Source organism: Paenibacillus tabacirhizosphaerae, assembly GCF_040812395.1.
Taxonomy (GTDB): Bacteria; Bacillota; Bacilli; order Paenibacillales; family NBRC-103111; genus Paenibacillus_E.
In genome coordinates this window covers 274124-296536 of the sequence record NZ_JBFNXH010000004.1, presented here as the reverse complement: position 1 = coordinate 296536, position 22413 = coordinate 274124, and the positions used below count along the sequence as shown (strand labels likewise).

General features: G+C 48.5%; 21 protein-coding genes. 12 read left to right on the top strand and 9 right to left on the bottom strand.

Annotated elements, in window-relative coordinates; genetic code table 11:
* Positions 1 to 540: 540 nt before the first annotated feature.
* The gene (locus tag ABRS97_RS09820; RefSeq protein ID WP_367813323.1) at positions 541 to 1434 is read right to left on the bottom strand and encodes an SDR family oxidoreductase; all 894 of its coding nucleotides are present in this window, start codon (positions 1432 to 1434) and stop codon (positions 541 to 543) included.
* Between the two features lie 187 nt (positions 1435 to 1621).
* Here ABRS97_RS09820 and ABRS97_RS09815 point away from each other — a divergent pair, with 187 nt between their 5' ends.
* Positions 1622 to 1966: a winged helix-turn-helix transcriptional regulator gene (locus ABRS97_RS09815; protein WP_367813321.1), complete on the top strand. Its 345-nt coding sequence runs from the start codon at positions 1622 to 1624 to the stop codon at positions 1964 to 1966.
* A 761-nt stretch (positions 1967 to 2727) separates the two neighbouring features.
* On the opposite strand, the gene ABRS97_RS09810 is transcribed toward ABRS97_RS09815, so the two are convergent.
* Positions 2728 to 3336 carry a TetR/AcrR family transcriptional regulator gene (locus ABRS97_RS09810; protein ID WP_367813319.1) on the bottom strand — a complete coding sequence of 203 codons (609 nt, stop codon included), beginning with the start codon at positions 3334 to 3336 and terminating at the stop codon, positions 2728 to 2730.
* Positions 3337 to 3600: 264 nt separating this feature from the next.
* Here ABRS97_RS09810 and ABRS97_RS09805 point away from each other — a divergent pair, with 264 nt between their 5' ends.
* Both ABRS97_RS09805 and ABRS97_RS09800 read left to right on the top strand, forming a co-directional pair.
* Entirely contained in the window at positions 3601 to 4794 is a 1194-nt protein-coding gene (locus ABRS97_RS09805) for an MFS transporter (RefSeq protein ID WP_367813317.1), read from the top strand.
* Between the two features lie 250 nt (positions 4795 to 5044).
* Entirely contained in the window at positions 5045 to 5506 is a 462-nt protein-coding gene (locus tag ABRS97_RS09800) for a phage tail protein (RefSeq protein ID WP_367813315.1), read from the top strand.
* Positions 5507 to 5667: 161 nt separating this feature from the next.
* Here ABRS97_RS09800 and ABRS97_RS09795 read toward each other — a convergent pair whose 3' ends face one another.
* Entirely contained in the window at positions 5668 to 6099 is a 432-nt protein-coding gene (locus ABRS97_RS09795; RefSeq protein ID WP_367813313.1) for a MarR family winged helix-turn-helix transcriptional regulator, read from the bottom strand.
* Between the two features lie 175 nt (positions 6100 to 6274).
* Between ABRS97_RS09795 and ABRS97_RS09790 the strand changes: the two genes are divergently transcribed.
* Together ABRS97_RS09790 and ABRS97_RS09785 are read left to right on the top strand one after the other, a co-directional pair.
* Positions 6275 to 7549 (top strand): amidohydrolase family protein, encoded by a 1275-nt coding sequence (locus ABRS97_RS09790; RefSeq protein ID WP_367813311.1) that lies wholly within the window; start codon positions 6275 to 6277, stop codon positions 7547 to 7549.
* Between the two features lie 34 nt (positions 7550 to 7583).
* Positions 7584 to 8420, top strand: coding sequence for an alpha/beta fold hydrolase (locus ABRS97_RS09785; RefSeq protein WP_367813309.1), 837 nt, complete (start codon positions 7584 to 7586; stop codon positions 8418 to 8420).
* 104 nt (positions 8421 to 8524) lie between these two features.
* Here the strand turns inward: ABRS97_RS09785 and ABRS97_RS09780 are convergent, their stop codons facing one another.
* The 3 genes from ABRS97_RS09780 to ABRS97_RS09770 form a co-directional block, all read right to left on the bottom strand.
* Positions 8525 to 9346, bottom strand: coding sequence for an alpha/beta fold hydrolase (locus ABRS97_RS09780; protein ID WP_367813307.1), 822 nt, complete (start codon positions 9344 to 9346; stop codon positions 8525 to 8527).
* 54 nt (positions 9347 to 9400) lie between these two features.
* A complete protein-coding gene (locus tag ABRS97_RS09775) occupies positions 9401 to 9823 on the bottom strand; it encodes a MarR family winged helix-turn-helix transcriptional regulator (RefSeq protein WP_367813305.1) in 423 nt (140 codons plus the stop codon).
* A 778-nt stretch (positions 9824 to 10601) separates the two neighbouring features.
* Entirely contained in the window at positions 10602 to 11456 is an 855-nt protein-coding gene (locus ABRS97_RS09770) for a helix-turn-helix transcriptional regulator (RefSeq protein WP_367813303.1), read from the bottom strand.
* A gap of 93 nt (positions 11457 to 11549) precedes the next feature.
* Between ABRS97_RS09770 and ABRS97_RS09765 the strand changes: the two genes are divergently transcribed.
* From ABRS97_RS09765 to ABRS97_RS09745, 5 genes are all read left to right on the top strand, one after another.
* Positions 11550 to 12614 (top strand): Gfo/Idh/MocA family protein, encoded by a 1065-nt coding sequence (locus ABRS97_RS09765; RefSeq protein ID WP_367813301.1) that lies wholly within the window; start codon positions 11550 to 11552, stop codon positions 12612 to 12614.
* Between the two features lie 34 nt (positions 12615 to 12648).
* Complete coding sequence (locus ABRS97_RS09760; protein ID WP_367813299.1) at positions 12649 to 13506, top strand: sugar phosphate isomerase/epimerase family protein; 858 nt, start codon at positions 12649 to 12651, stop codon at positions 13504 to 13506.
* Between the two features lie 7 nt (positions 13507 to 13513).
* Positions 13514 to 14392 carry a sugar phosphate isomerase/epimerase family protein gene (locus tag ABRS97_RS09755; protein ID WP_367813297.1) on the top strand — a complete coding sequence of 293 codons (879 nt, stop codon included), beginning with the start codon at positions 13514 to 13516 and terminating at the stop codon, positions 14390 to 14392.
* A 135-nt stretch (positions 14393 to 14527) separates the two neighbouring features.
* The gene (locus ABRS97_RS09750; protein ID WP_367813295.1) at positions 14528 to 15898 is read left to right on the top strand and encodes a hypothetical protein; all 1371 of its coding nucleotides are present in this window, start codon (positions 14528 to 14530) and stop codon (positions 15896 to 15898) included.
* Between the two features lie 948 nt (positions 15899 to 16846).
* On the top strand, positions 16847 to 17317 hold the full coding sequence (locus ABRS97_RS09745) for a DinB family protein (RefSeq protein WP_367813294.1): 471 nt from the start codon (positions 16847 to 16849) through the stop codon (positions 17315 to 17317).
* Positions 17318 to 17373: 56 nt separating this feature from the next.
* On the opposite strand, the gene ABRS97_RS09740 is transcribed toward ABRS97_RS09745, so the two are convergent.
* Positions 17374 to 18579 (bottom strand): MFS transporter, encoded by a 1206-nt coding sequence (locus tag ABRS97_RS09740; protein ID WP_367813292.1) that lies wholly within the window; start codon positions 18577 to 18579, stop codon positions 17374 to 17376.
* An 86-nt stretch (positions 18580 to 18665) separates the two neighbouring features.
* Entirely contained in the window at positions 18666 to 19673 is a 1008-nt protein-coding gene (locus ABRS97_RS09735) for an LLM class flavin-dependent oxidoreductase (protein ID WP_367813290.1), read from the bottom strand.
* Positions 19674 to 19929: 256 nt separating this feature from the next.
* Between ABRS97_RS09735 and ABRS97_RS09730 the strand changes: the two genes are divergently transcribed.
* A complete protein-coding gene (locus ABRS97_RS09730; RefSeq protein ID WP_367813288.1) occupies positions 19930 to 20649 on the top strand; it encodes a 3-ketoacyl-ACP reductase in 720 nt (239 codons plus the stop codon).
* A 47-nt stretch (positions 20650 to 20696) separates the two neighbouring features.
* Here ABRS97_RS09730 and ABRS97_RS09725 read toward each other — a convergent pair whose 3' ends face one another.
* A complete protein-coding gene (locus ABRS97_RS09725) occupies positions 20697 to 21344 on the bottom strand; it encodes an HAD family hydrolase (RefSeq protein ID WP_367813286.1) in 648 nt (215 codons plus the stop codon).
* Between the two features lie 605 nt (positions 21345 to 21949).
* On the opposite strand from ABRS97_RS09725, the gene ABRS97_RS09720 reads away from it, so the two are divergent.
* Positions 21950 to 22237: a hypothetical protein gene (locus tag ABRS97_RS09720; protein ID WP_367813284.1), complete on the top strand. Its 288-nt coding sequence runs from the start codon at positions 21950 to 21952 to the stop codon at positions 22235 to 22237.
* Positions 22238 to 22413: the final 176 nt, after the last annotated feature.

Below are 22413 nucleotides of genomic sequence, written 5' to 3'. Positions count from 1 at the left end.
TGTTCAAGAACGAGCTTGCAGTGTCGGCTAGCGACTTCTAACAATTATTCCGATGTCGTATCGTCCACATCCAGTCCAATTAAGGAATAGCGATTTCGTACTACGGTTTCATCAGTGGATATCGAAACGATATTTTCTGTTATAGCGTTCATAAGTAATTCCCCTAACCTTGATATAATGTTGGTATGATAGCTTGGAAGGGGAGTGTTCACAAGTATCTTTCTTCATGATAAAGAAAAGCTCAAGCATTGTACCCGCTTGAGCTTTTTCAGGTTATATTATAGGTAAATGTGGCTCCAAATCAATATTTTTTTACTAGCGACACACAACACTCCACATGTGTGGAGTAAGCAGAGTCAACACAAATCCCCCTCCATCGCTCCTAATTAACTGAGAGTCGAGGGCTATTTAACGCTCACTCATCATGCATTTCGAACCATCGATATTCAACATAGAAATAAAACAAGGGTTACTCCTCAAGCGGTTTGTTCGACCGCCCGCAGAGTAACCCGCCAGAGACCTGCGACTAAACTAGTCGAATTATTTAGTAATATATCCTTGTTTAATCATTCCGTTGATCCATTCCGCTACTAAGGTGCCTGGAATCGCGGATCGTATAGCAGAATGTATTCCCTCATGCTGTGGTAATGATGCCGTGTTAGCTGCTACCCAATGATACAAGCCAGCTAATCCAGAAGCAGTTTCTGTGCCTAATAAGGGGGTGATAGCTGCTTCGAAAGTCTCGACTGGAAGTGAGTAGAAATGTACATCCTGTTCAAGAGTTTGACTGAAGAGTTCGGCTAATTGATTACCAGTAAGCGCCTCAGGACCCGTTACATTTATGGTTGTTCCTTCCAGCTCGGGATGGTTACAAGCATAAACTGCATAGCTGGCAGCATCCTCTATACTAACCCACGCAATAGCTTCCTCCGCAGGTACGGGATAAGCCAGTGTCTGATTATTCAGAATACCTGGAATTAAAAAGTTCTCCAAGTAAAGAGTAGGCTGAAGAATAATGGACGGAACTCCACTTTGTTTGACATAGTCAATCAGTTCTCGCTTGAGCTCGATTGCGACCAGATCAGTGCGTTCATTCGGTACATAGACACTGGTATTGACCACTAATAGTTCGACATTTGCCTGCTTGGCTGCATCGACTGCATTACGATAATATTTTCGAGCGCGCTCCAAATTAAATTCCACTGGAATAGAGAGCAAAACAATGCTAACACCTTGGCTAGCTGCGACTAGGCTATCATAATCAGCCATATCTCCAATGAGTGCATGGATGCCCTGTTCTGCAAGCTGGTCGGCTTTCTTCTGATTCCTCGCAATGGCTTGAACAATATAACCCTCCGCTAGCAGCTTTCTTGCTGCTGCCCCTCCTTGTACACCTGCTGCTCCATATACGAGAACTTTATTTGTATTCGTCACGTTCATCATCCCTTCTTCGCTTCTAGATTCTTAAGTCCCTCTAAGTCCTCTACAGTAAAATCACTTGTAAGGTTTGTTTGCCTGTCCTTATACCTTATAATAGAATAAAGAAGTGATTCCTGTAAGTACGCACATTATTGATATATAGTATCCTATTTGATACTACCATATAAGGGGGGCGAGTAAGTTGAAGAAGTTAGAAGCACAATGTCCAGTGGAAGCAACCGTTAACCTAATCGGAGGTAAATGGAAGCTTGTTATCCTCTATCAACTAGCAACGCACGGTATCAAGAGATTTAACGAGCTCCGAAGGGTTTTTCCTGACATTACCCAGCGCACTTTGACCAGGCAATTACGAGAGTTGGAGAATGACGACCTCGTCCACCGTAAAATATACACCGAAATTCCACCCAAGGTGGAATATTCCTTAACAGAGACAGGTAAGAGCCTAATTCCATTGTTAATGCTGCTGAGCAACTGGGGCGAGAGTTACTTGGAGCGGGAGGCAGGGCGAGAGCAAGAGCTTGTCTAGGGAGGCAACATTATTCCTTATAATGGACTATTTTTTCGTGAAAAAGCAGCTGACAATCTCATTTAGTGAAGAAAAAAGCACCTCTGCTACCCATTAATAGAGAGCAAAAGATGCTTATTAGGTATAATTTTAGGTAAGTGTGGTTCCAGTCACTACTCACTCACCAGCAACACACAGCACTCCACTTGTGTCGAGTGCTGTAACTTAAACACCAATCTGCAAATTTAACATTTCCGCTTCTACGCGCAACTCTACTTTCTGCTGTACCAGTATGCGCGATACGCATCTCCGCGTTGTCTGTAACGGCAAGTTTTAGGGCCATTCCAGGAATGGCCCTTTCTTTGATCTTGCGTAAGTCCAATTATCATACAGCCATTAAACGATCTATCGTCCACCCTATTCTTAATTACACCTGTGAGAACCGCGAATTGAAAATGACCGAGAAGGCTTTAACTTGCTGATAGAAATAGACCGGTGAACCGTACCGGCGCGATAAGAGGCATAGGTGAGGGATGAAAAAGATAGGGCCCGATTAGCTTGTATTAGAGCTACTACGGGCCTTTACTAATAACTAAATTAGAGGAAAGGGACTCAACATGCTCAGCCGTAGCTTGGCAAATCCACAATTCGCCGTCGTCCATACACCCAACTTGAACTTAGAAAAGGTCCAGGAATGGATTTAAGTTTATCAACACCGGAGGCTAACCACTGATGTACGGATGGATGGACAAGATCCTCCCGCTACCCTTCTGTCGTTCGGATTATTCATTCTCTCGTAGGTTTCTAAACATTCTCTCGCTGAATTTTTGGAGAAAAATCGTCCATTTCTCTTGGAATTCAGAATCCGAAGGCAGATTCCCCGTTATCATTCGAGTCACTTCTTCAAAAATAAGCGGATAGATGGTCAAACTGGATATCGCTAAAGTCAACATTGCTGGATCCAGATCATCGGGTACAAGCCCCATCTCTTGCTTTTCTTTCATATCGTTATTATAGGACTGGAGTACGCTTTTTCTTTGTGCTTCCCCCATTAAATTGCCGGGGCGAGCGTCGATCACCTCTAACAAGGTAAATCGTAAAAAATCCAATAAGTGCTCCGAGTTTACTTTAAACCGGTGTTCCGCAATACGCACAGGATTGGCAGGAAGCATAAAGCCCTCTTGAGGGACCTGAGAGAGAATATACCCCATTACCTCGTCATACAACTCATCTTTCCCTTTGAAGTAATGATAGAGCAGTTGCTTTTTGACTTCAGCTCTTTGCGCGATTGATTCTATACGTGCTCCGGAATATCCTTTTTCGAAAAATTCAGCTTTAGCTGCATCAAGTATACACTTGCGCGTACGGTCCGCATTACGTATTTCCCCCATATTCGTTACCTTCCCATATGTAATAATAATGTTCATGGTAGATAGTTATTTGACTAATGTCAAGTTTAATTTGAATTTAGTAAAGTTATTTACTTGACATTTGTTAAGTTATAATTTACCATTTGTTATGTTATAACTTTCTTTATGGTAAATTAAAAGAAAGGAGAATACGACGGAAGAAACGGCGGCCGTTATCACATTCGTCTCTTCAGATCGAGCTTCATTCGTAACCAGATTCGAATATAGTGGAAGGAGCAGGAGAACATGCCAACATACAAAACCTTAATTGTTTACATTCTTGCTTTCGGTGTCTTTGGCATCATCAATACCGAAATGGGCGTAATCGGAATTTTGCCCCAGATTGCCCAACAATTTAACATTAGCGCATCCCAGGCCGGTTTACTTGTCAGTCTTTTCGCATTGGCTGTTGCGATTTCCGGCCCGGTTATGCCCTTATTGTTCTCAGGAATGAATCGCAAGACGGCGATGCTCATGGTCATTGGACTTTTCGTCATTACCAATGTGGTATCCGTTTTTGCGCCTAACTTTGCCACACTTTTATTTGCCCGGATCGTGCCCGCATTCCTGCACCCCGTTTATTTCTCGGTGGCTTTCGTGGCAGCAGCAAATACCGTCAGCCAAGAACAAGTCACGAGGGTAACGGCCAAAGTGTTCATGGGCGTTACCGCCGGGATGGTCATCGGCACGCCGATTACTTCTTTTATCGCTGACGCCGTTTCGCTTGAAGCCTCACTCTGGTTCTTTGCCATAGTCAACGCGATTACGTTCACAGCTATACTTATCTTCGTGCCGTCGATGCCGGTCAAGGAGAAACTAACTTACGGAGCACAGTTAAGGGTCTTGAAAAAACCCTTGGTTTGGCTTAGCATTGTGACCGTCATTTTGATTAACTCTGCGATGTATGCCGTTTATAGTTACTTCGCCGAGTATCTGGATGCGGTCACCCACATGTCAGGCAAACAAATAAGCCTAATGTTAGTTCTATTCGGTGTAACCGGCATAGTAGGCAATCTAGTGGCCGGCAAGACCCTTAGCAAAAAAGCGTTGCCAACAGCGCTAGTTTATCCCATTGTCTTCGGAGCCATTTATTTGCTCGTGTACTTCTTGGGTTATTACTCCACTCCAATGATGATGATTATCGCAGTATGGGGCATTCTGTTCACCTTGGGACTCAATATCTCTCAATATTGGATTACTTCTGCTGCGCCGGAAGCGCCCGACTTCGCTAACGGTTTGTTTGTAGCCTTCGCTAATCTAGGCATCACGGTCGGTACCTTTATTGGCGGGTCATTTATTGCAAATATGGGAACCCACTATGTCATTTGGGCCGGCTTATTATTCCTTGCGCTTAGCCTGGTGGCTATTGCATGGAGAGTCGTTTTACAGTCCGGAAAAAGCAAACTCCGACCAACGCCAAGCAGCGTAAAGCTTGGGTGAGCGGATTTTGTGAAGGGCAGCTCAATGATCTTGATCAAGACGAAGATCCTAGAGCATAGATCTAATACAGCAAGTCTGGTCGGAACATGATCTAACTTAAGAATAAATACCTTAAAAGTCGACTAAACTGTCGGCTTTTTCTATCGTACCCAAAAGTAATGGCAAGTTTTTTTGTAGTGTGTATTATGATACAGTGGTTTTAAGACTCGTAACGTTGTTAGGAAATAAAGAGATTAAAGGAGAGATGGAAATGTCCTATAGGGTTGATTTTAAAAATGTGTCTACGGTTGGTTTAGAGACTTCACCTGTAATAGAAGCGCTTGCTGGTTTACGTGCCAATGAAGCCCGTTACTTTATGAACAAATACAAGCATGAATTTACGGTTGTACCAGCTAGTGAAAGTCAGGAGACCCTTGATTATGTGAACGGAATTTTGAAAGAGCGTGATATTGAGTTTGCGGCCAAACCTTTAGAAACGTCGCGTTTTCAAGTGGAAAATATTAAATTTGCCTACGTCTTTTATGAGGATGGTCTTGCGATCAATGTCATGTACACGGTTGATGACGCTAAGAAGCGGGCCGTTGGTTTTAAGCTTTCTGAGGGGATGGAGGTACCACAGGAGTTAGAAGGGAAGTTTAAGTTTGCTAGGCAGAAGTCTGCATTAGCTGGAACAATTCGGGGTTCGTTTTTTGTAATTAAAGGGCAATACTAAAGTAAGCAAAAGCGCAAGTGGAGGAATCCAGCCCTACCATACATAGGCGAGTAGTTGATGCCATTCAGACGAGGGCACCCGCACGGGTGCCTTTCGATTTCGCTCTTTAGCTGTTACGTTGAACCGTATCATAAGTAAGTCGAAATTTCCGCCTGTCCTTGTTATAGGGTCGCTTTAACTTTAATTAATAACTTCATGAAGGTGTCGCTTTCTTCCGCGGTAAGGCCCTGGGTAATGCTTTTTTCAACTTCCATGAATATTTCGTTGAATTCTTCGACAAGATCGGTTCCTTTTTTCAATAAATATATTTTTTTCTGCCGTTCATTATCTTCTGGTATCACCCGTTTGATGTAACCTTTCTTCTCCAACCCTTGAAGCATACTGGTAATGGTAGCGCCTTTACGGTTAAAGTGATCAGCCAAATCCTTCTGGATTACGCCTTTGTCCTGTTTTTCAAAAATGTATCCCATCATCTGCCCTTGCTGAGTGTTCAGTCCCAACTCTGATAGTCGGGTATTCGCCATGCTTCTGATTTTCATTCCGACGTCTCGGATCAAATCCGAATAGGGGGTAAAGAAAGCTTGCTTCGTCATCCTGTATGACTCCCTTGTTATAGTTAGGATTCTAATAATAAGATTATCTTAGTTTTCGAACCTCATCTTGTCAATCTCTTATTGTTAGAAGTCATTTAGTTTTTATTGTTGACACTTAGAATTCTAACTGTTATATTTCAATCAATAACACATTATAATTACAGGAGGGAACGCAATGATTACAGCAATTACCAATGCGCGTATTTTTGATGGGGAGAAAGTAATTGGAGCCACAACGCTTCTGATCGAAGGTGAAAAGATCATATCGATTGGCGGAGAAATACCGGAACATGCGGTCATTATCGATGCAGAAGGAGGGACTTTGTTACCGGGACTGATCGACGCTCACGTTCACACTTCCGTAGAAGGCCTGCGAGATGCTCTGAAATTCGGCATTACGACGGAACTGGAAATGATGGGCGGGTTCACGAAAAGCGGCCGCGAGGCACAATTGAAAGGAGTGGAGGATATCGCCGATGTACGTTCTGCTGGGATGGGGGTCACGGCTCCTGGTGGACATCCCGATGAACTCATGCCAGGAGACGGGGAAATTCCGGAGTTCGTAAGGAAAGAGTTAGAGAAGATGAGCGAGGAAGACCGGAACGCCATGTTGGCCGCACATGCGCACGATCATGGAGAGGCGCCAACGGTAACGAACCGGGATGAAGCACTAGCATTCGTGGGTGAACAAGTCAAGCAGGGTGCCGATTATATCAAGATTATGATCGAGGAAGGGACTGTGTTAGCGGCACCCGGATTACCTGTCTTAAGTCAAGATATTCTGAGAACGGCTGTAGAGGAAGCTCATCGGCAGAACAAGATTGCAATTGCCCATGTATTGACTGTTGAATCTTCGCTGAAAGCGATTGAAGTCGGGGTCGATGGACTCGCTCACTTATTTATCGACCGCCCCGAGACCACCCCGGAGCTGGTGAGAAGGATTGCGGAGTCCGGTGCTTTTGTTACGCCGTGCCTCGTCTTGAACTCCTCAATTATTGGTAATCCCGCTGCGGAATTGGCGAGAGACCCGCGCGTGAGCTCCAAGCTAAGTCCGGAATGGATCGATACGCTGAATGCCAGTTTCGATACCTACCCGCAAGGCAGCATGGAGGACAACTATCGAAATGTGATGGACCTTCATCGTGCAGGTGTAGACATCCTGGTGGGTACAGATGTGTCTGTGCCGGTTCCAACGCTAGGTGGGCTTGCCCATGGCGCCAGCGTACACCATGAGATGCAGCTCTTAGTTGAAGCGGGTTTCACACCTATAGAGGCCCTTAAGTCTGCTACTTCCGTAACAGCTCGCCGATTCGGTCTGGACGATCGTGGACGTATCGTGCTGGGGGCTAGAGCGGACTTGGTCTTAGTTGATGGAGATCCGACGACGAGTATTGCAGATACGCTATCGATCCGTGAAGTATGGCAACGTGGTATTCGAAAAACAAAATAAAAAATACTTTTATTAAAAAATGGAGGAATGAATCATGGCAAAGGTTAGCGTAGGAAAAGAAAATGGAAATGTGATCGAGCTGCATTATGAGGATGTAGGTTCGGGCAAACCAATTGTATTGATTCATGGATGGCCGCTTAGCGGAAGGTCCTGGGAGAAGCAAGTCCCTGCACTGGTGGGCGCTGGTTACCGCGTAATTACCTATGACCGTCGTGGGTTTGGTCAGTCTTCTCAGCCGTGGAACGGTTACGATTACGATACATTCGCGCATGATCTGCACAAGTTGATTGTGCATCTGGATCTTAGCGATGTAACGCTAGTCGGCTTCTCCATGGGTGGAGGCGAGGTTGCGCGTTATATCGGCACCTACGGAACGAAACAGGTCTCGAAAGCAGTGCTAGCAGGGGCGATTCCACCATATTTATACAAATCCGCGGATAACCCGGACGGAGGGTTCGACGATGCAGCGATCAAAGGATTCCAAGACGGAGTGCAGGCGGACCGACTGGCGTTCCTAGACGCATTCACGACTAATTTCTTCGCCGCGGGGGACAGAACGGACTTAGTCAGTGAAGCGTTCCGCCTGTACAATCGCGATATTGCGGCCGTAGCATCGCCGAAAGGCACGCTTGATTGCATCTCGGCGTTCAGCTATACGGATTTCCGCGAAGATTTGGTGAAATTCAATGTACCTACACTTATTCTCCATGGTGATGCTGATGCGATCGTACCGGTCGAAATCAGCGGTCAGAAAGCGCATGAGCGGATCGCTGGCAGTCAGCTCGTCGTAATTAAAGGCGGTCCGCACGGATTCAATGCCACGCATGCCGAGGAATTTAACGAAGCTTTGCTGGGATTCTTGAGAGGCTGATGGATACCTGAAGAGAAATCCACTCCGTCATTGCCAATGCTGGAGTGGATTTTTCTTGCTGCAAGACCTGCTAAATTGGGATTACTGATTGCGGGGCGTCCATTTTAAAATCTATTTAACCAGTCCATGATTGTATCTACTGATTCCATATATCTCTGCCCTACGAGCACGCCGGTATGAGTTGTGTTCCAAAGCCCTTTATATTCAGCACGGAGATGTTCTGCTGTCACCTGACCCCGACGGTCGTCATCATCGCAGTTGACTGCTTTGATAACCAAGCACGGGCAAGAAATTGAACCGCTGTCTATGGATATACCCTTTGATTCGATTGAAAAGACAAAAGCGTTAAATGCCTTTGATGACTCCATTGTCAGATACTTACTTTGAAATTCAATGTCATCTGCCGTTTCATCTATGCTTGAAAGCTCTTCGCGGACTGGGGCAGGGATTATGAGACCGGGTGTCATTTGCTCTAATTCTTTGTAGGGTACGACTTCATGAACTTCCTTGCTTATGACGGAATCGATCAACACCAACCCGGCGATCTGGGCGGTTTCAGCCAATTTCTGACTCAAGATCCCCCCCATGCTAAATCCGATAAGGATCGGCGGAACACCACACTCAGCGATAACCTCTTTTATATCCTCCAAATAATCCTCGAAAGTTATCCTGGTCATATCCAGCAGCCTGCTTTTGTAGTGGCTTCTCAAGTTCATGACATAACATGTCCACCCCTCACCGATAAAGTGAGGAATGTATTTGCTCCACATCCAGCTTCCTGTGAAGGCACCGTGTACAAAAAGCAAAGGGGGTCTTTCTTGAGTTGCTTTCGTGAGGTTCTTCCCCTCGAATATCTCTATAAATAGATCGTTTTCCCCCAAGTATTTCTCGATATGATCGGGCAATTCTTTCGTAAAATCTCTCATGAGTAATTCCTCCTCGATATTTGGTTTGATATCAAACTATTTGCTGAAAAAAATTTAAAAGTTGTTGTATATCTTTTTTAAAACGTTCAGCAAATCTTCTTTTTCTTTTTCAGAGATGTTTAAGTAAAACGCGTCTAACATTTCTTTGGATATGGATTCGAAGATCGGTTCCAGTTCACTCCCCTTATGGGTTAAAGCAACATAAACAACTCTCGTGTCCTCTCTGTCCCTCTCCTTTGTCACATATCCGAGCCGGACCAACTTGTCAACAAGTGCCGTGACTGTGGATTTGTCCTTATTAATCCCTTTGGAAATGTCCGCCATGGTAAGTCTGGGCCTCTTAAATAGCGCATAGATGATATCGCCATGTGAAGTGCCAATACCGTCTACCCCATGCTTCACCATCTCTGCTACAATAAATCGATTAACTTTCTCTCTAATTTTGGAAATTAATGAAATGGCATCTCTATTTTGCATAGCCCTATTATAGTTTGATGTCAAACCAATGTCAAATGTTGGATTTTAATGTTCAGCGTTATAGGTGGAGCCTCGGATTTTTTCGTCAGAAAGTATATGTCGTCAGGTATGTGTGTGACGAGCTGTCAAAGCGGGGAAATTCCGCACGCATCATGTGCTACGAGCATTTGACGTGATAGGCGTAGAAAATCCGGGAGTGCGACAGCGGTTTGGATTACTCAATGCCGCCTCGATCTGCGAGAGATCGTGTTCTTGCACGGGTGAGCGGAACGTAGGTGCGTTAAGGGGCGGTATTTTCGGTTGTAGGGACATTTCGCGGAACTACCGTGCGTTATGAACAGGAAATGCTGGGGTTTAGACACAAATTCGCTGAATTAACGCACCCTAGTTCCTCTTCAGGGGGAGGAAAGGGGCGTTGCCGCGGAATAAGGCATCGTAGTTCCGTCGATATCGTTGTGCATGGGGAATAGGCGGTCCGGCAGTAGCTCCTCCGTTTTTTTACGAAGCTTGCGGAGGCGAAATGCATCCAGAATCGTACTCTTACAGGGGTGTTCAGGGGTAGGAAGACAGGTTAGTTAAAAGAAAAGTGGAAGTTAGCACAAAGTAGAACAGAAAAGGGAATGGGTATGGGGTGGAAAAGCGATAGCGGCCGCCTTTAAAGTCGTGTTCACACCCCTTGTCCAATCAAGGAACACGACTTTAACAGCGGTTGGAATCCCATACCCAGTTCCCTAGCCATGCTCCAACGTATGGGTTTAGACAAGGACCTGAGGCATGTTCATACATTAGCCCGGTAGTGCATGGGCGAGACGCCGACGTACTTTTTGAACAGGCGCGAGAAATAAAAAACATCCTTAAATCCAAGGGAAACCGCGGTCTCTTTGACCGATTGATGGGTGTTCAGCAGCATGTTCTTGGCTTCTGAGATTTTGAGCCGGTGCACGTATTCGTGGAGCGAGTAGCCGGTTGCTTTGTGAATCATCCGGCGCAGCGTCGACAACGAAATATGATGCCGCTCGCACACTTCAGCGGCTTCGAAGGGCTGATGAATCGATGCGGAGATGTCATCGAGCAGTGCCGCCATAGGGTCTGCGGCGACCGCTCGGAGCCTTGGCTGGCTGCTTAGCACGAGCTCATACAGCAGCGATTCCAGCAGCAAGGCCGCGCGATCGAGATTGCCAGGCTCGCCGCTTTCCATCAGCAGGAAGATGCGCTCGACTTTGCTTTGCTGCGCGTCATCCGTACTTACTTGCCGCACCCGGTCGGGTTCGGTTAGCCAGGTTTCCAGCCATTCTTGAATCCGCGAGCCCTCTATCGTGAAATAAAATTCATCCCATGTCTCGTCGTTTGCAGGCCCATATTCGAAAGAAGCGCCCGGGAAGAAGAGAAAGAAGCTGCCTTTGCCCACGCGCTGCTTCTCCCCGCCGTCTACTTGATACGTGCCAGAGCCTCCAGCGATGTAAACGACCGCGTAATGCGAGAATATGGCCTTGCGCCGATACAGCTTGCGATGCGGCAGATGGCCTACTGTCATGATGGATAATGATTTTACGTTCAGCTTGCTTGTATCCGTTGAACGGTCGATGATCCGAATGGGTTTCGAACTGATCTTATAATCCATGTAAGTGGTCATAATGGGCATTCTACCCCCTGGTAATTGCATGTTATTCTGATTGTATAATGCGAATGCTTAAGTCGCAACCATACATAGGAGGCTGGGCCATTCATGAGCGAATTGAGAACGAAGATTGGTGTCATTGGACTAGGATCCATTTCGGACCTGCATTTGCAAGGGTATCAGAAAGTAGGTCAAGCGGAGTTGCACGCCATTTGCGACATGAACCGGACAAGGGCGGAAGAGAAGGCGAAGCAATATGGTATTCCGCATGTGTATACGGATTATAGGGAGCTTTTGGCTGATCCTGAGGTCGAGGCTGTCAGCATTTGCACGTGGAACAATACGCACGCGGAGATCAGCATAGCTGCCTTGCAAGCTGGCAAGCACGTGCTGGTGGAGAAGCCTTTGTGCCGGACGGTCGAGGAAGCGCTTCAAATTGAAAGCGTTGTACGCGAAACCGGCAAGACGTTGCAGGTTGGTTTCGTCCGGCGTTACGATGCGAATGCGCAGCTCATTAAGGGGTTCATTCACCATGGTGATCTCGGCGAAGTCTACTATGCCAAGGCATCTTGCATTCGCAGGCTCGGGAATCCAGGAGGCTGGTTCGCCGACTCGGAACGGTCCGGTGGTGGTCCTTTGATCGATCTGGGCGTTCATGTCATCGATTTGTGTTGGTACATGATGGGGCGTCCAAAGCCTGTTTCTGTCAGTGGCAATACGTACAAAAATCTGGGGAATCGCGCCCATATCCGCAACTTGTCCTTTTATAAGGCAGCCGATTATGATCCGACGGTGAATGGCGTCGAGGATATGGCGAACGCGTTGATTCGTTTTGAAAATGGGGCGTCTCTGCTTGTGGATGTCAGCTTTACGCTGCATGCCAAGAAGGATGAGATTTCTGTGAAGCTGTACGGAGACAAGGGCGGCGCCGAGCTGGAGCCGGAGTTGACGCTCGTGACTGAGAAATATGATACGATCTTGAATATAGCCCCGCAGACGGATAGTAAAACGCTGAACATCCATGATGCATTTTACAATGAAGTGAATCATTTCGTATCTTGCTGCCGCTCAGGCGGTGTGCCCATCAGTCCGGTTGAGGATGGCGTCACAATGATGAGAATCCTTTGCGGAATATATGAATCAGCTGCCAAAGGGATCGAAATCCAGCTGTAACCAGCCAATTTTAAGGAAACCGAGGGGATCAACGATGAAATTGGGCGTCAGTTCATACAGTTTATATGGGGCCTTGAAGTCTGGCGAACTGGACATTCTGGGCGTTATTGACTGGGTTGCCGATCAAGGAGCGGAACATATTGAGATCGTGCCGGTCGGATTCGAGCTGGCGGGTCAGCCAGAGCTTGCGGATGAGATTCGCGAAAAAGCGCAGTCGCGCGGAATCGCGATATCGAACTATGCGATTGGGGCTAATTTTGCCACGGCCACAGAGGATGCTTATAAGCAGGAGATTGAGCGTGTAAAAGGGGAAGTCGACCTCGCCGCGAGGCTGGGTGTAACGCGGATGCGGCATGATGTCGCGCACAGCAGCGATAATTCAATTGGCAGCTTTCACCGGGAACTGGGCCGTTTAGTTGAGGCATGCAGGCAAATCGCCGATTATGCCGCGCAATATGGCATCGTGACGAGTGTTGAAAACCATGGCTATTTCATTCAAGCCAGCGATCGCGTGCAGGCCCTCGTCCAAGCCGTCGAACGCACCAACTTCCTCACGACGCTCGATGTCGGCAATTTCATGTGTGTGGATGAAGATCCTGTAGCTGCTGTGAAAAATAACCTGCCCTATGCGTCTATGGTGCATGTGAAAGACTTTTACCGCCGTTATTCCTATCACAATCCGGGAGAAGGCTGGTTCAAGACCGCTAGCGGCAATTATTTGCGAGGCGCTATTGCAGGTCACGGCGATATTGATCTGCGAGAGGTGCTTCGCGTGGTCAAAAGCTCCGGTTATGGCGGGTACATTTCACTTGAATTTGAAGGCATGGAAGAATGCAAGAACGGCACGAGAATCGGTTTGGATAATATGAAAAGATTATGGAGCGAGGTGTAAGGCTCATATGTATATTCAAAATCCCATCGGTATTATGGTTGACAGCCTGCGGTTGGAGTTGCGTGACGGATTGAAAAAGGCCAAGGAGCTAGGCGCTGACGGTGTGCAAATTTATGCGGTAAAAGGCGAGATGGACCCGGCGAACTTGTCCCCCGCCGCGCGGAAGGAGCTGAAGGCTTACATCGAATCACTGGGGCTGGAAATCTCAGCGCTTTGCGGCGATCTTGCCGGTCATGGCTTTCAGGACCATTTGGCAAATGTGAGCAAAATTGAGAAGTCGAAGCGCATATTGGATCTGGCCGTCGAGCTGGGCACGAACGTGGTGACGACCCATATCGGCGTTGTTCCGGATGACGTTAACGACCCCATTTATGAAACGATGCAGCGTGCTTGCGACGAACTCGGCGTTTACGCCAAAAGCATGAATGCTTATTTCGCCATCGAGACCGGGCCTGAACCGGCTGCACACTTGAAACAATTCCTGGATTCGCTGGGCACCAATGGGGTTTCCGTCAACTTCGACCCGGCGAACATGGTCATGGTGACCGGCGACGATCCGGTGCAAGGCGTGTATACTTTGAAGGATTATATTGTCCATACGCATGTGAAAGACGGTATCCGCTTGCGGGAAGTCGACCCGCGCGAGGTGTATGGGGCTCTTGGCTATAAGCCGATGAGCCACGACAATATCGCTGAAACCGCGACTACGGGAGCGAGCTACCGGGAGCTGCCTTTAGGTGAGGGACATGTGGATTTTGGCCGTTATTTTGCGGCGTTAAATGACATTGGCTATACCGGCTATTTAACGATCGAACGGGAAGTCGGCGAACAGCCAGAGCTCGACATCGGGAAGGCGATTGGGTTCATTCGTCAGTATCGCGGATAAACATACATTCATAAAGAGCTTAACCCCGTATCTAGTCTGCGGGGTTTTTTCTTGCGGTTTTGTTGTTCCCCTTTGCAAGTCCACGTATAATAATTTACGTCTGGGTGTGGGAAAGTTTGGAAAGGGGCAAGGAATTTGTTGTTTTTTCAATTGATTTTATACGGAATTGTATGCTGGTTCGGTCTATATATGTGCAATCGGGATACACGGAATGTAAAGCTATGGTTCTCAGGCCTTAGTTTAGTTATTTGCGCATGTGGATTGGGGGCGTGGCTGCTTGTCCCTTTTGCTCAAGAGGCACATCAAAGCGAGGTTGTGGGTAAGGTGCGGGACCTTTCCTTATTACTGCCTCTAGCTCTCTGGCAAGGCGTTATCGTGTCTTACAGTTCCTCCTTTGATTCTAAAAGAAGCGCGGCGTGGAACATTTGGAAGTATGTTTTTTTATCTCTTTTCCTCATTAGCGGCATCCTTTTAATGATTATTTCTAACGAAGGTCTGTATACAATTGCTTGTAAAATTATTTATTGCGCGACGCTCGCCCTTTGCGTGCTGTTCACTGTGGGTTCCGCTTTGGCAACTAGATCCCAAGCGTCGCAAAAACGCAGCTTGCTGATGTTTATACCGCTTATTGTGCATGTCTTTACAGTTGTGTTCGTCCTTTTTTTACGGGACGACTCATGGAAAGGGTGGAGTCAGGTCGGAAGCGGCATCGGCCTGCTTTTGTTTGCGGTCCATGTCATGGTGACTGAAATTAAAGCGCAGGGGGAATCCTGGCTGCCGGATTTTTTCCGTTCGTTGGATTACTCCGTCTTCTTCACGTTTTTGTTCTCGGGGCAGGTGGCGCTTGCGATAGGGTGGGCAGCAGGATTCAATTTCACATCGCTGATTCTGCTGCAGATTAGCATCGCGATATCAATCGCGTTTCAGGTGTTTGTGTACCCGATTCGAGCGATGCTGGATCATATCGCTTTTATTACCTTCCCGAAGCTGCGCCATGAGCAGACTCGCCTGCGTTTGGTCGAGAGCGTCCAAGTGCGGATTGATGAGGCAGCGGTACCGGATGAAATCAATGAGGAAGATTTATTTCGTTATACGCGTCGCGCACTGAGCAACTTTGGTGATTTGGAACGCTTGGCTTCGAATCCGTTGACGCAGATGAAATGGATTCATCATAGACTGCAGAAACGAGGAGTGGCGGATGAGGTGTTGGAGCGGGCCGTTGAGCTGAAATCCGTGCTGCTCGAAAGCATCGGTCAGTTGAAGCCCCGCAGTGACGATGAGTTCGGAACGACGGAAGAATGGAGACTCTACAACGCGCTGTATTTCCCGTACATTGTGGGCGTAAAGCCGTATAGTTTGCGCTATTCGGACGAGCATCTCGACAATGTGTCGCGTGACGCGCTCGAATGGTTTCGCACCAATGTGCCAGAGCGAACTTGCTATAATTGGCAAAATGCAGCGGCCAGACTCGTAGCCCTCAATTTGAAAGAAAAAAATGCGAGCTAGCTGCTGTTGCGGGGCGAGCCGAGTGCAACTTGAATCGCGAAGCGGGGTGAGGGTTGTAAAGGCCGTTTAGGGCGCTACGGAGTGAGCGACCGGCCGAAGAGGGGCCTAAGCGCCCATTTAGGCGCTTAGAGCCGAGTGCAACCTGAATCGCGAAGCGAGATGAGGGTTGTAAAGGCCGTTTAGGGTGCTACAGAGTGAGCGACCGGCAGTAGCAGGGCTTGAAGCGCCCTTTTAGGCGCTTAGAGCCGAGTGCAACCTGAATCGCGAAGCGGGATGAGGGTTGTAAGGGCCGTTTAGGGCGCTACGGAGTGAGCGCCTGGTAGAAGCAGGGCCGAAGCGCCCTTTTAGGCGCTTAGAGCCGAGTGCAACCTGAATCGCGAAGCGGGATGAGGGTTGTAAAGGCCATTTAGGGCGCTACGGAGTGAGCGGCCGGCAGAAGCGGGGCCGAAGCGCCCTTTATGGCGCTTAGAGCCGAGTGCAACCTGAATCGCGAAGCGGGATGAGGGTTGTAAGGGCCGTTTAGGGCGCTACGGAGTGAGCGACCGGCAGAAGTGGGGCTGAAGCGCCCATTTAGGCGCTTAGAGCCGAGGTCAACCTGAATCGCGAAGCGAGATGAGGGTTGTAAAGGCCATTTAGGGCGCTACGGAGTGAGCGACCGGCAGAAGTGGGGCCGAAGCGCCCTTTTAGGCGCTTAGAGCCGAGTGCAACCTGAATCGCGATGCGGGATGAGGGTTGTAAAGGCCGTTTAGGGCGCTACGGAGTGAGCGACCGGCAGAAGCGGGGTCGAAGCGCCCTTTATGGCGCTTAGAGCCGAGGTCGACCTGAAAAAGGGCCTGTTTTTCTCCGAAATGGCACTGTTTGGCAGTGGAAAGTATGGTTGTGGCAGTTCTTTTCGGGCTACGATGGCCCTGTAGACGAAAACACATCCACACTTAGGAGGAATTCCAAATGTCAAAAGCCATCATCAACACAGCAGTAATATTGCGCCAGATCGTTATCGGGCAGGTGCAGGCTATCCCTGAGCAAGCATTCGATCATCAGCCGGAGGGCGTTAGCAATACGATTCGTTGGAACACAGGCCATGTGGTATCGATGTTAGAGTTTTTTCTTTCCATGGGAATACCGTTCCGATCGGGCTTGCCTGCATCTCACGCCGGTTTGTTCCTCAAGGGAACGAAGCCCGCGGATTGGACGGTGACACCGCCATCTAAAGAGGAGTTAATTCAATACTTGTCCGCCCAGCAGAAGCTCCTCTCTGAGGTATCGCCGGTAACGTTGAATGAACCCCTGCAAGTTCCTTTCGAGATGGGACCGCTGAAATTGGTAACGGTTGGCGAGTTGTTTAACTTCGCGCTCATGCATGAAGCGATTCATCTCGGGATCATAACGAGCTTGGCGAAGCTGGCTCCAGTTAAATAGAGACATGTAAAAAAGGACACCCGACTACGTTTAAGTCGCGGTGTCCTTTTCCAATTTTATAAGGAGGCTTGACGTCCTCTTCGCTCGTACACATAGCTCGCCAGCGCTAGGGCTAGCCCTGTCGCCGTCAAAATAGAGCCGATCCACGGCAAGGAAGAGAGGCCTAGGTGAGTAATCGCCCAACCGCCGATAAAAGCGCCGCCTGCATTTCCGACATTAAGCGCGGAGTGCGTCGAGGTGGCGGCCAGCTCCGGGGCTTCTTTGGCCAGATTCATGATGCGAATTTGGATGCCCGGCAAGATGCCGAAGGCAGCTACTCCCCAAATGAAGACGGTGATAACGGCAGCGGCAGGCACTTTGTCCGTGAAACCGAAGATGGCAAGAATCAGCGCCAGCACCGCGAAATTGACGAGCAAGGAAGGCATCAGCTTCCAGTCTGCAAGCTTTCCGCCAAGTATATTCCCAAATGTTACGCCGAAGCCGAACAGCACTAAGATCCACGTGACATTTTTTTCGGAAAATCCGGTAATTTGAATGAGAATAGGCGCAATATACGTAAATACGGCAAACAAACTACTGCATGCTAAAGCGCCTGTGAGCAGTACGAGCAGCAGTTTGGGCTGGACTAAGGCTCGGAATTGCTGGAGAAGGCTCGCCGATGTCTGTTTTTGAATACGTGGAATGAAGACCAGGATACCGATTAACGAAATAATTCCCATAATGACAATTGAACCGAACGAGGCCCTCCAGCCCAGGTGCTGGCCGATGAAGGTGCCCAGCGGCACGCCAATGATATTGGCAATCGTCAGGCCTGCCATCATAACGGAAATTGCTGCTGCCCGTTTGTCGGGTCTGACGAGGTTGGCCGCGATGACCGATCCTACGCCGAAAAAGGTGCCGTGGGCAAGCGCGGTAATTAACCGGGCTACCATCACGATGGCATAGTTGGGGGCAATCATAGCGATGATATTTCCGAGAATAAACAGTGCCATTAGCAGGCACAGAAGCATCTTCTGTGGCAGCCTGTGCGTCGCCACGGCAAGGATCGGAGCGCCAATCGCTACGCCTAAGGCATAGCTCGTAATCAGCTGCCCGGCCTGTGAGATGCTAACGTGCAAATCATCCGCCACATTAGGCAAAATGCCCATAATGACGAACTCGGTCATGCCGATGGCGAAAGCGCCAGCGGTCAGCGAGAAGAGAGAAATCGGGAAGCGCCCACTAGCAGCAGCGTTCCCGCGTAAGGCTTGAGACGAATTCATGTTGAGTATGCCAACCTTTCTGCTTGCAAAAATACATAATTTACCGAGTGGACTTTCTATACTGTGTTCTATACCGTGCTCGCTAGTTAATTGCTGGTCTCTAATTCCTTCACGACGTCGGCAACGATCTCATAAGATCTAAGGCGTGCAGCATGGTCGTAGATTTGCCCGGCGATAATCCACTCATCGGCTGCTGTAAGCTGCTGCAGAGAACGAAGCTTCTCGCGAATCGTCTCTTTGCTGCCAGCGATGGAGAAGCTTAAGCTTTTATGCACAAAGGCTTTTTCTTGTTCGCTCCATAGCGCATCCATGTTGTCCACGGGAGGCTTCAGCAGACCCGGACGCCCGCGGACAATATTCAGGAATTGCTGCTGCTGCGAAGTTGCCAGCCGCTTTGCTTCTTCGTCCGTGTCGGCGGCGATAATGTTCACGCCGACCATCGCATGCGGCTTCGCGAGTGCTTCGGAAGGCCGGAAGTTGCTGCGGTACAGCTCCAGGGCCGGAAGCAAATAATCAGGGGCGAAATGGCTGGCGAACGCGAAAGGCAAGCCGAGTTGTCCGGCCAACTGCGCGCTGAAGCCGCTGGAGCCAAGCAGCCAGATGGGGATGTCGAGCCCCTCCCCAGGCACAGCCCGCACATTCGGCACTCCGGTGCTCATGGCGGGATTGAAGTAACCGCGCAGCTCACTTAGCTGCTCAGGGAAATCGCTGCCGTCGCTGCCCAAGCCGCGGCGTAGGGCACGGGCCGCGGGCTGATCCGAGCCGGGAGCGCGACCTAACCCTAGGTCGATCCGACCAGGGTACATCGACGCCAGCGTACCGAACTGCTCGGCAATGACGAGCGGAGCATGGTTGGGCAGCATGATGCCGCCCGAGCCAACGCGGATCTTCGTTGTGCCGCCGGCTACGTAGCCGATGACCAACGACGTCGCGGAGCTCGCAATGCCGGGCATATTGTGATGTTCGGCGAGCCAGTACCGGTGGTAGCCCCACTTTTCGGCATGCTGGGCCAAATCAAGCGAACGGTGAAAAGAATCTTTGGGCGTCCCGCCTTCAATGACAGGAGCCAGATCTAGGATAGATATGGGAACCATAACAGGATCAACCTCCGATTTTGAAATGACCCGCGTTGATGTTGTCGTCGCAGGTATCCCTTCATTTTAGACATAATCAGGGGATAAGCAAGTACTTACTTTGAGGTGTATAAGTATACTTGAAGTGAGGCGTCACGCCCCACCTTGGACCTGTGGATCGAGAGCTTTATCACTAATATTCCCTTGCTTTTGCAAAAAGGCCAGCAGTTATATAAAATTTCAAGGGAAGGCTAACGGAGAAAAGGAGAGATTAACGATGGACTTGCATCATAAAACAGCCATTATCACTGGCGCAGGTAAAGGAATTGGAAAAGCGACTGCCATCGCGCTCGCGAAGGAGGGCGTGAGTTTAGGGCTAATTTCTAGAAGCCGTGAGGATTTGGAAGCCCTTCAGCAAGCGCTGATGAGCACGTGTGGGGTTAAAGTATATGTGACCACGGCGGATATTTCGGACAAATTGGAAGTTGAGAACGCAATAGAAGCCATGATCGGGGAGTTAGGTTCCGTCGATATTCTGGTCAACAATGCGGGCGTTGCACAGTTCGGCACACTCCTTGATATGGATCCTGGGCATTGGGAGAGCATTATCCAAACGAACCTGATGGGAACGTACTATGTGACCCGCGCCGCCCTGCCATCCATGGTCGCCCAAAACAGCGGCAGTATCATTAACATTGCGTCAACGGCTGGGGAGCGTGGCTTCGCGACTGGATCTGCTTACTGCGCCTCCAAGTTCGCAGTGCTGGGTCTCACTGAATCGCTGATGCAGGAGGTCCGCAAATTCAATATTCGCGTAACTGCGCTTACGCCAAGTACCGTCAATACCGAGCTTGCTTTGAAAGCAGGGTTGTCCATTGGAGACGAGGACCGCATGATGCAAGCAGAGGATGTGGCGGAGCTCGTCCTGGCAACATTGAAATTGCCGCAGCGGGTCTTTATCAAAAACGCAGGAATTTGGACGACAAATCCACAATAGAAAAAAGGAAGCAGCCTCCCCTGTTCGGCAGTAGGGAGGCTGCTTCGCTATCCTCGCAAAAGCTCTTCCATGTTGATGTCCTTCACGGCATCCACCACCCAATCAGCGACAGATAAATTTTGATTGCCGGAATTCGGATTGATGTAGCCAATACACGTCATACCCGCTGCCTTCGCGGCGGATACGCCATTCTTAGAGTCTTCCAGCACCACACAATGCGCGGGATCTACGCCGAGTATTTTCGCTGTTTCCAGGTAGACATCTGGCGCGGGTTTCCCTTCATTCACTTCTTCGCCGCTTACCACGCAAGCAAAATGATTCGACAAGCCAAACTTCGCTAAGACTTCTTCTATAAATTTTCTTGGCGAGGAGGAAGCAATGGCTATCGGAATTTGATGATTTCGCAGCGTCTGCAAGAGCTCGGGGATGCCTTCGATGGGCTCGATTTGGAGGTTTTTCAGCAAAGCAATCTTCGTGGACAATTGATAATCAATGATTTCATCTACAGGGTTAGCCAACTTGTATTCTTGCTTGATTAACCGCCACATCTCCGGATTGGTCATGCCCACGTATTTTTCTAATTGTTCCTGATGGATATTCACGCCCAGATACGCCATCGTTTTCACGTCAACTTCAAAGTGGATAGGTTCGCTATCAATGATGACTCCGTCCATATCAAATATGAATGCTTTCATAACAGGCAGCCTCCTTCGATTTCTCCAGGAAATCGTTCGTTGTATTTTATGAATGATTCTCAAAAGATAGAGCAAGGAAGCAAGTCTCGATTTCCTTCTCCGTTGCCCAGTTCGAGTTAATCTTTACATTCCTCATCGCCGTGCAAATCTCCTCCGGCGTTCCACCAACAGAATTGCCTTCCATGGAAATAAAATAAAACTTGCCCTGCAGATCATCACTGCCGTAGCGCCCTAAAAGGCCTTAACAACCCTCATCTCGCAACGCGATTCAGGGTTCCACTTGACTCGCCCAGTAACAGTAGCTCCTGCGCCATTTCTCAGCTAACTTGCATTTTTTTCTTTCAAATTGAGGGCTACGAGTCTGGCCGCTGCATTTTGCCAACTATAGCAAGTGCGCTCTGGCACATTGGTGCGAAACCATTTGAGCGCGTCACGCGATACATTGTCGAAATGCGCGCTTTAAGGGCCTTCCAATGACAGTAATGTGATTGGAGGGCTTTTACGCGTAAACGAACCGTTGGGCATAAGTTTTGGTAAATTAAGGTAACTTTTGCGTGATTAAAGCGTCTAATTCCAATGAGGATTTTTAAGGAGAGAGGGGTAAGGTGATGGCGGTGAAGATGAAATTCCTAAGTGAACAATTTCGCAAAAATCCCCTGTGGTTCAAGTTATTAACTTTCGCTGTGATCGTTATTGAGGCGACGAGCATATTTTATGTGAAAAATGCTTATTGGCGAAGTGGTGCCCAATTTATAATGGCAATCTTTTTATGTGCGTGTGGCGTAAAAGAACGGAAGAATAATCCTACAATGTCTGCTGTCTATTTTGTGTTAGCCGTCCCGTTTGTTTTTATTTCGGCACAAACGTTATGGTTGCAATACACGTTTAAATAAAATTGACAGAATGGTTTGTTGTAGGGTCAATCCTTCACCAACCCTGTTCGCAATCCGGTTACGCCGAATTCCAACTACCCCTTCAAGCAGGTCAGCACAAAAACCCAACCTTCTTTATCGCTGGCGACCATTGGAACACGATTTTCTTGTTTACCTCCAATTCGAGCACTTTTATG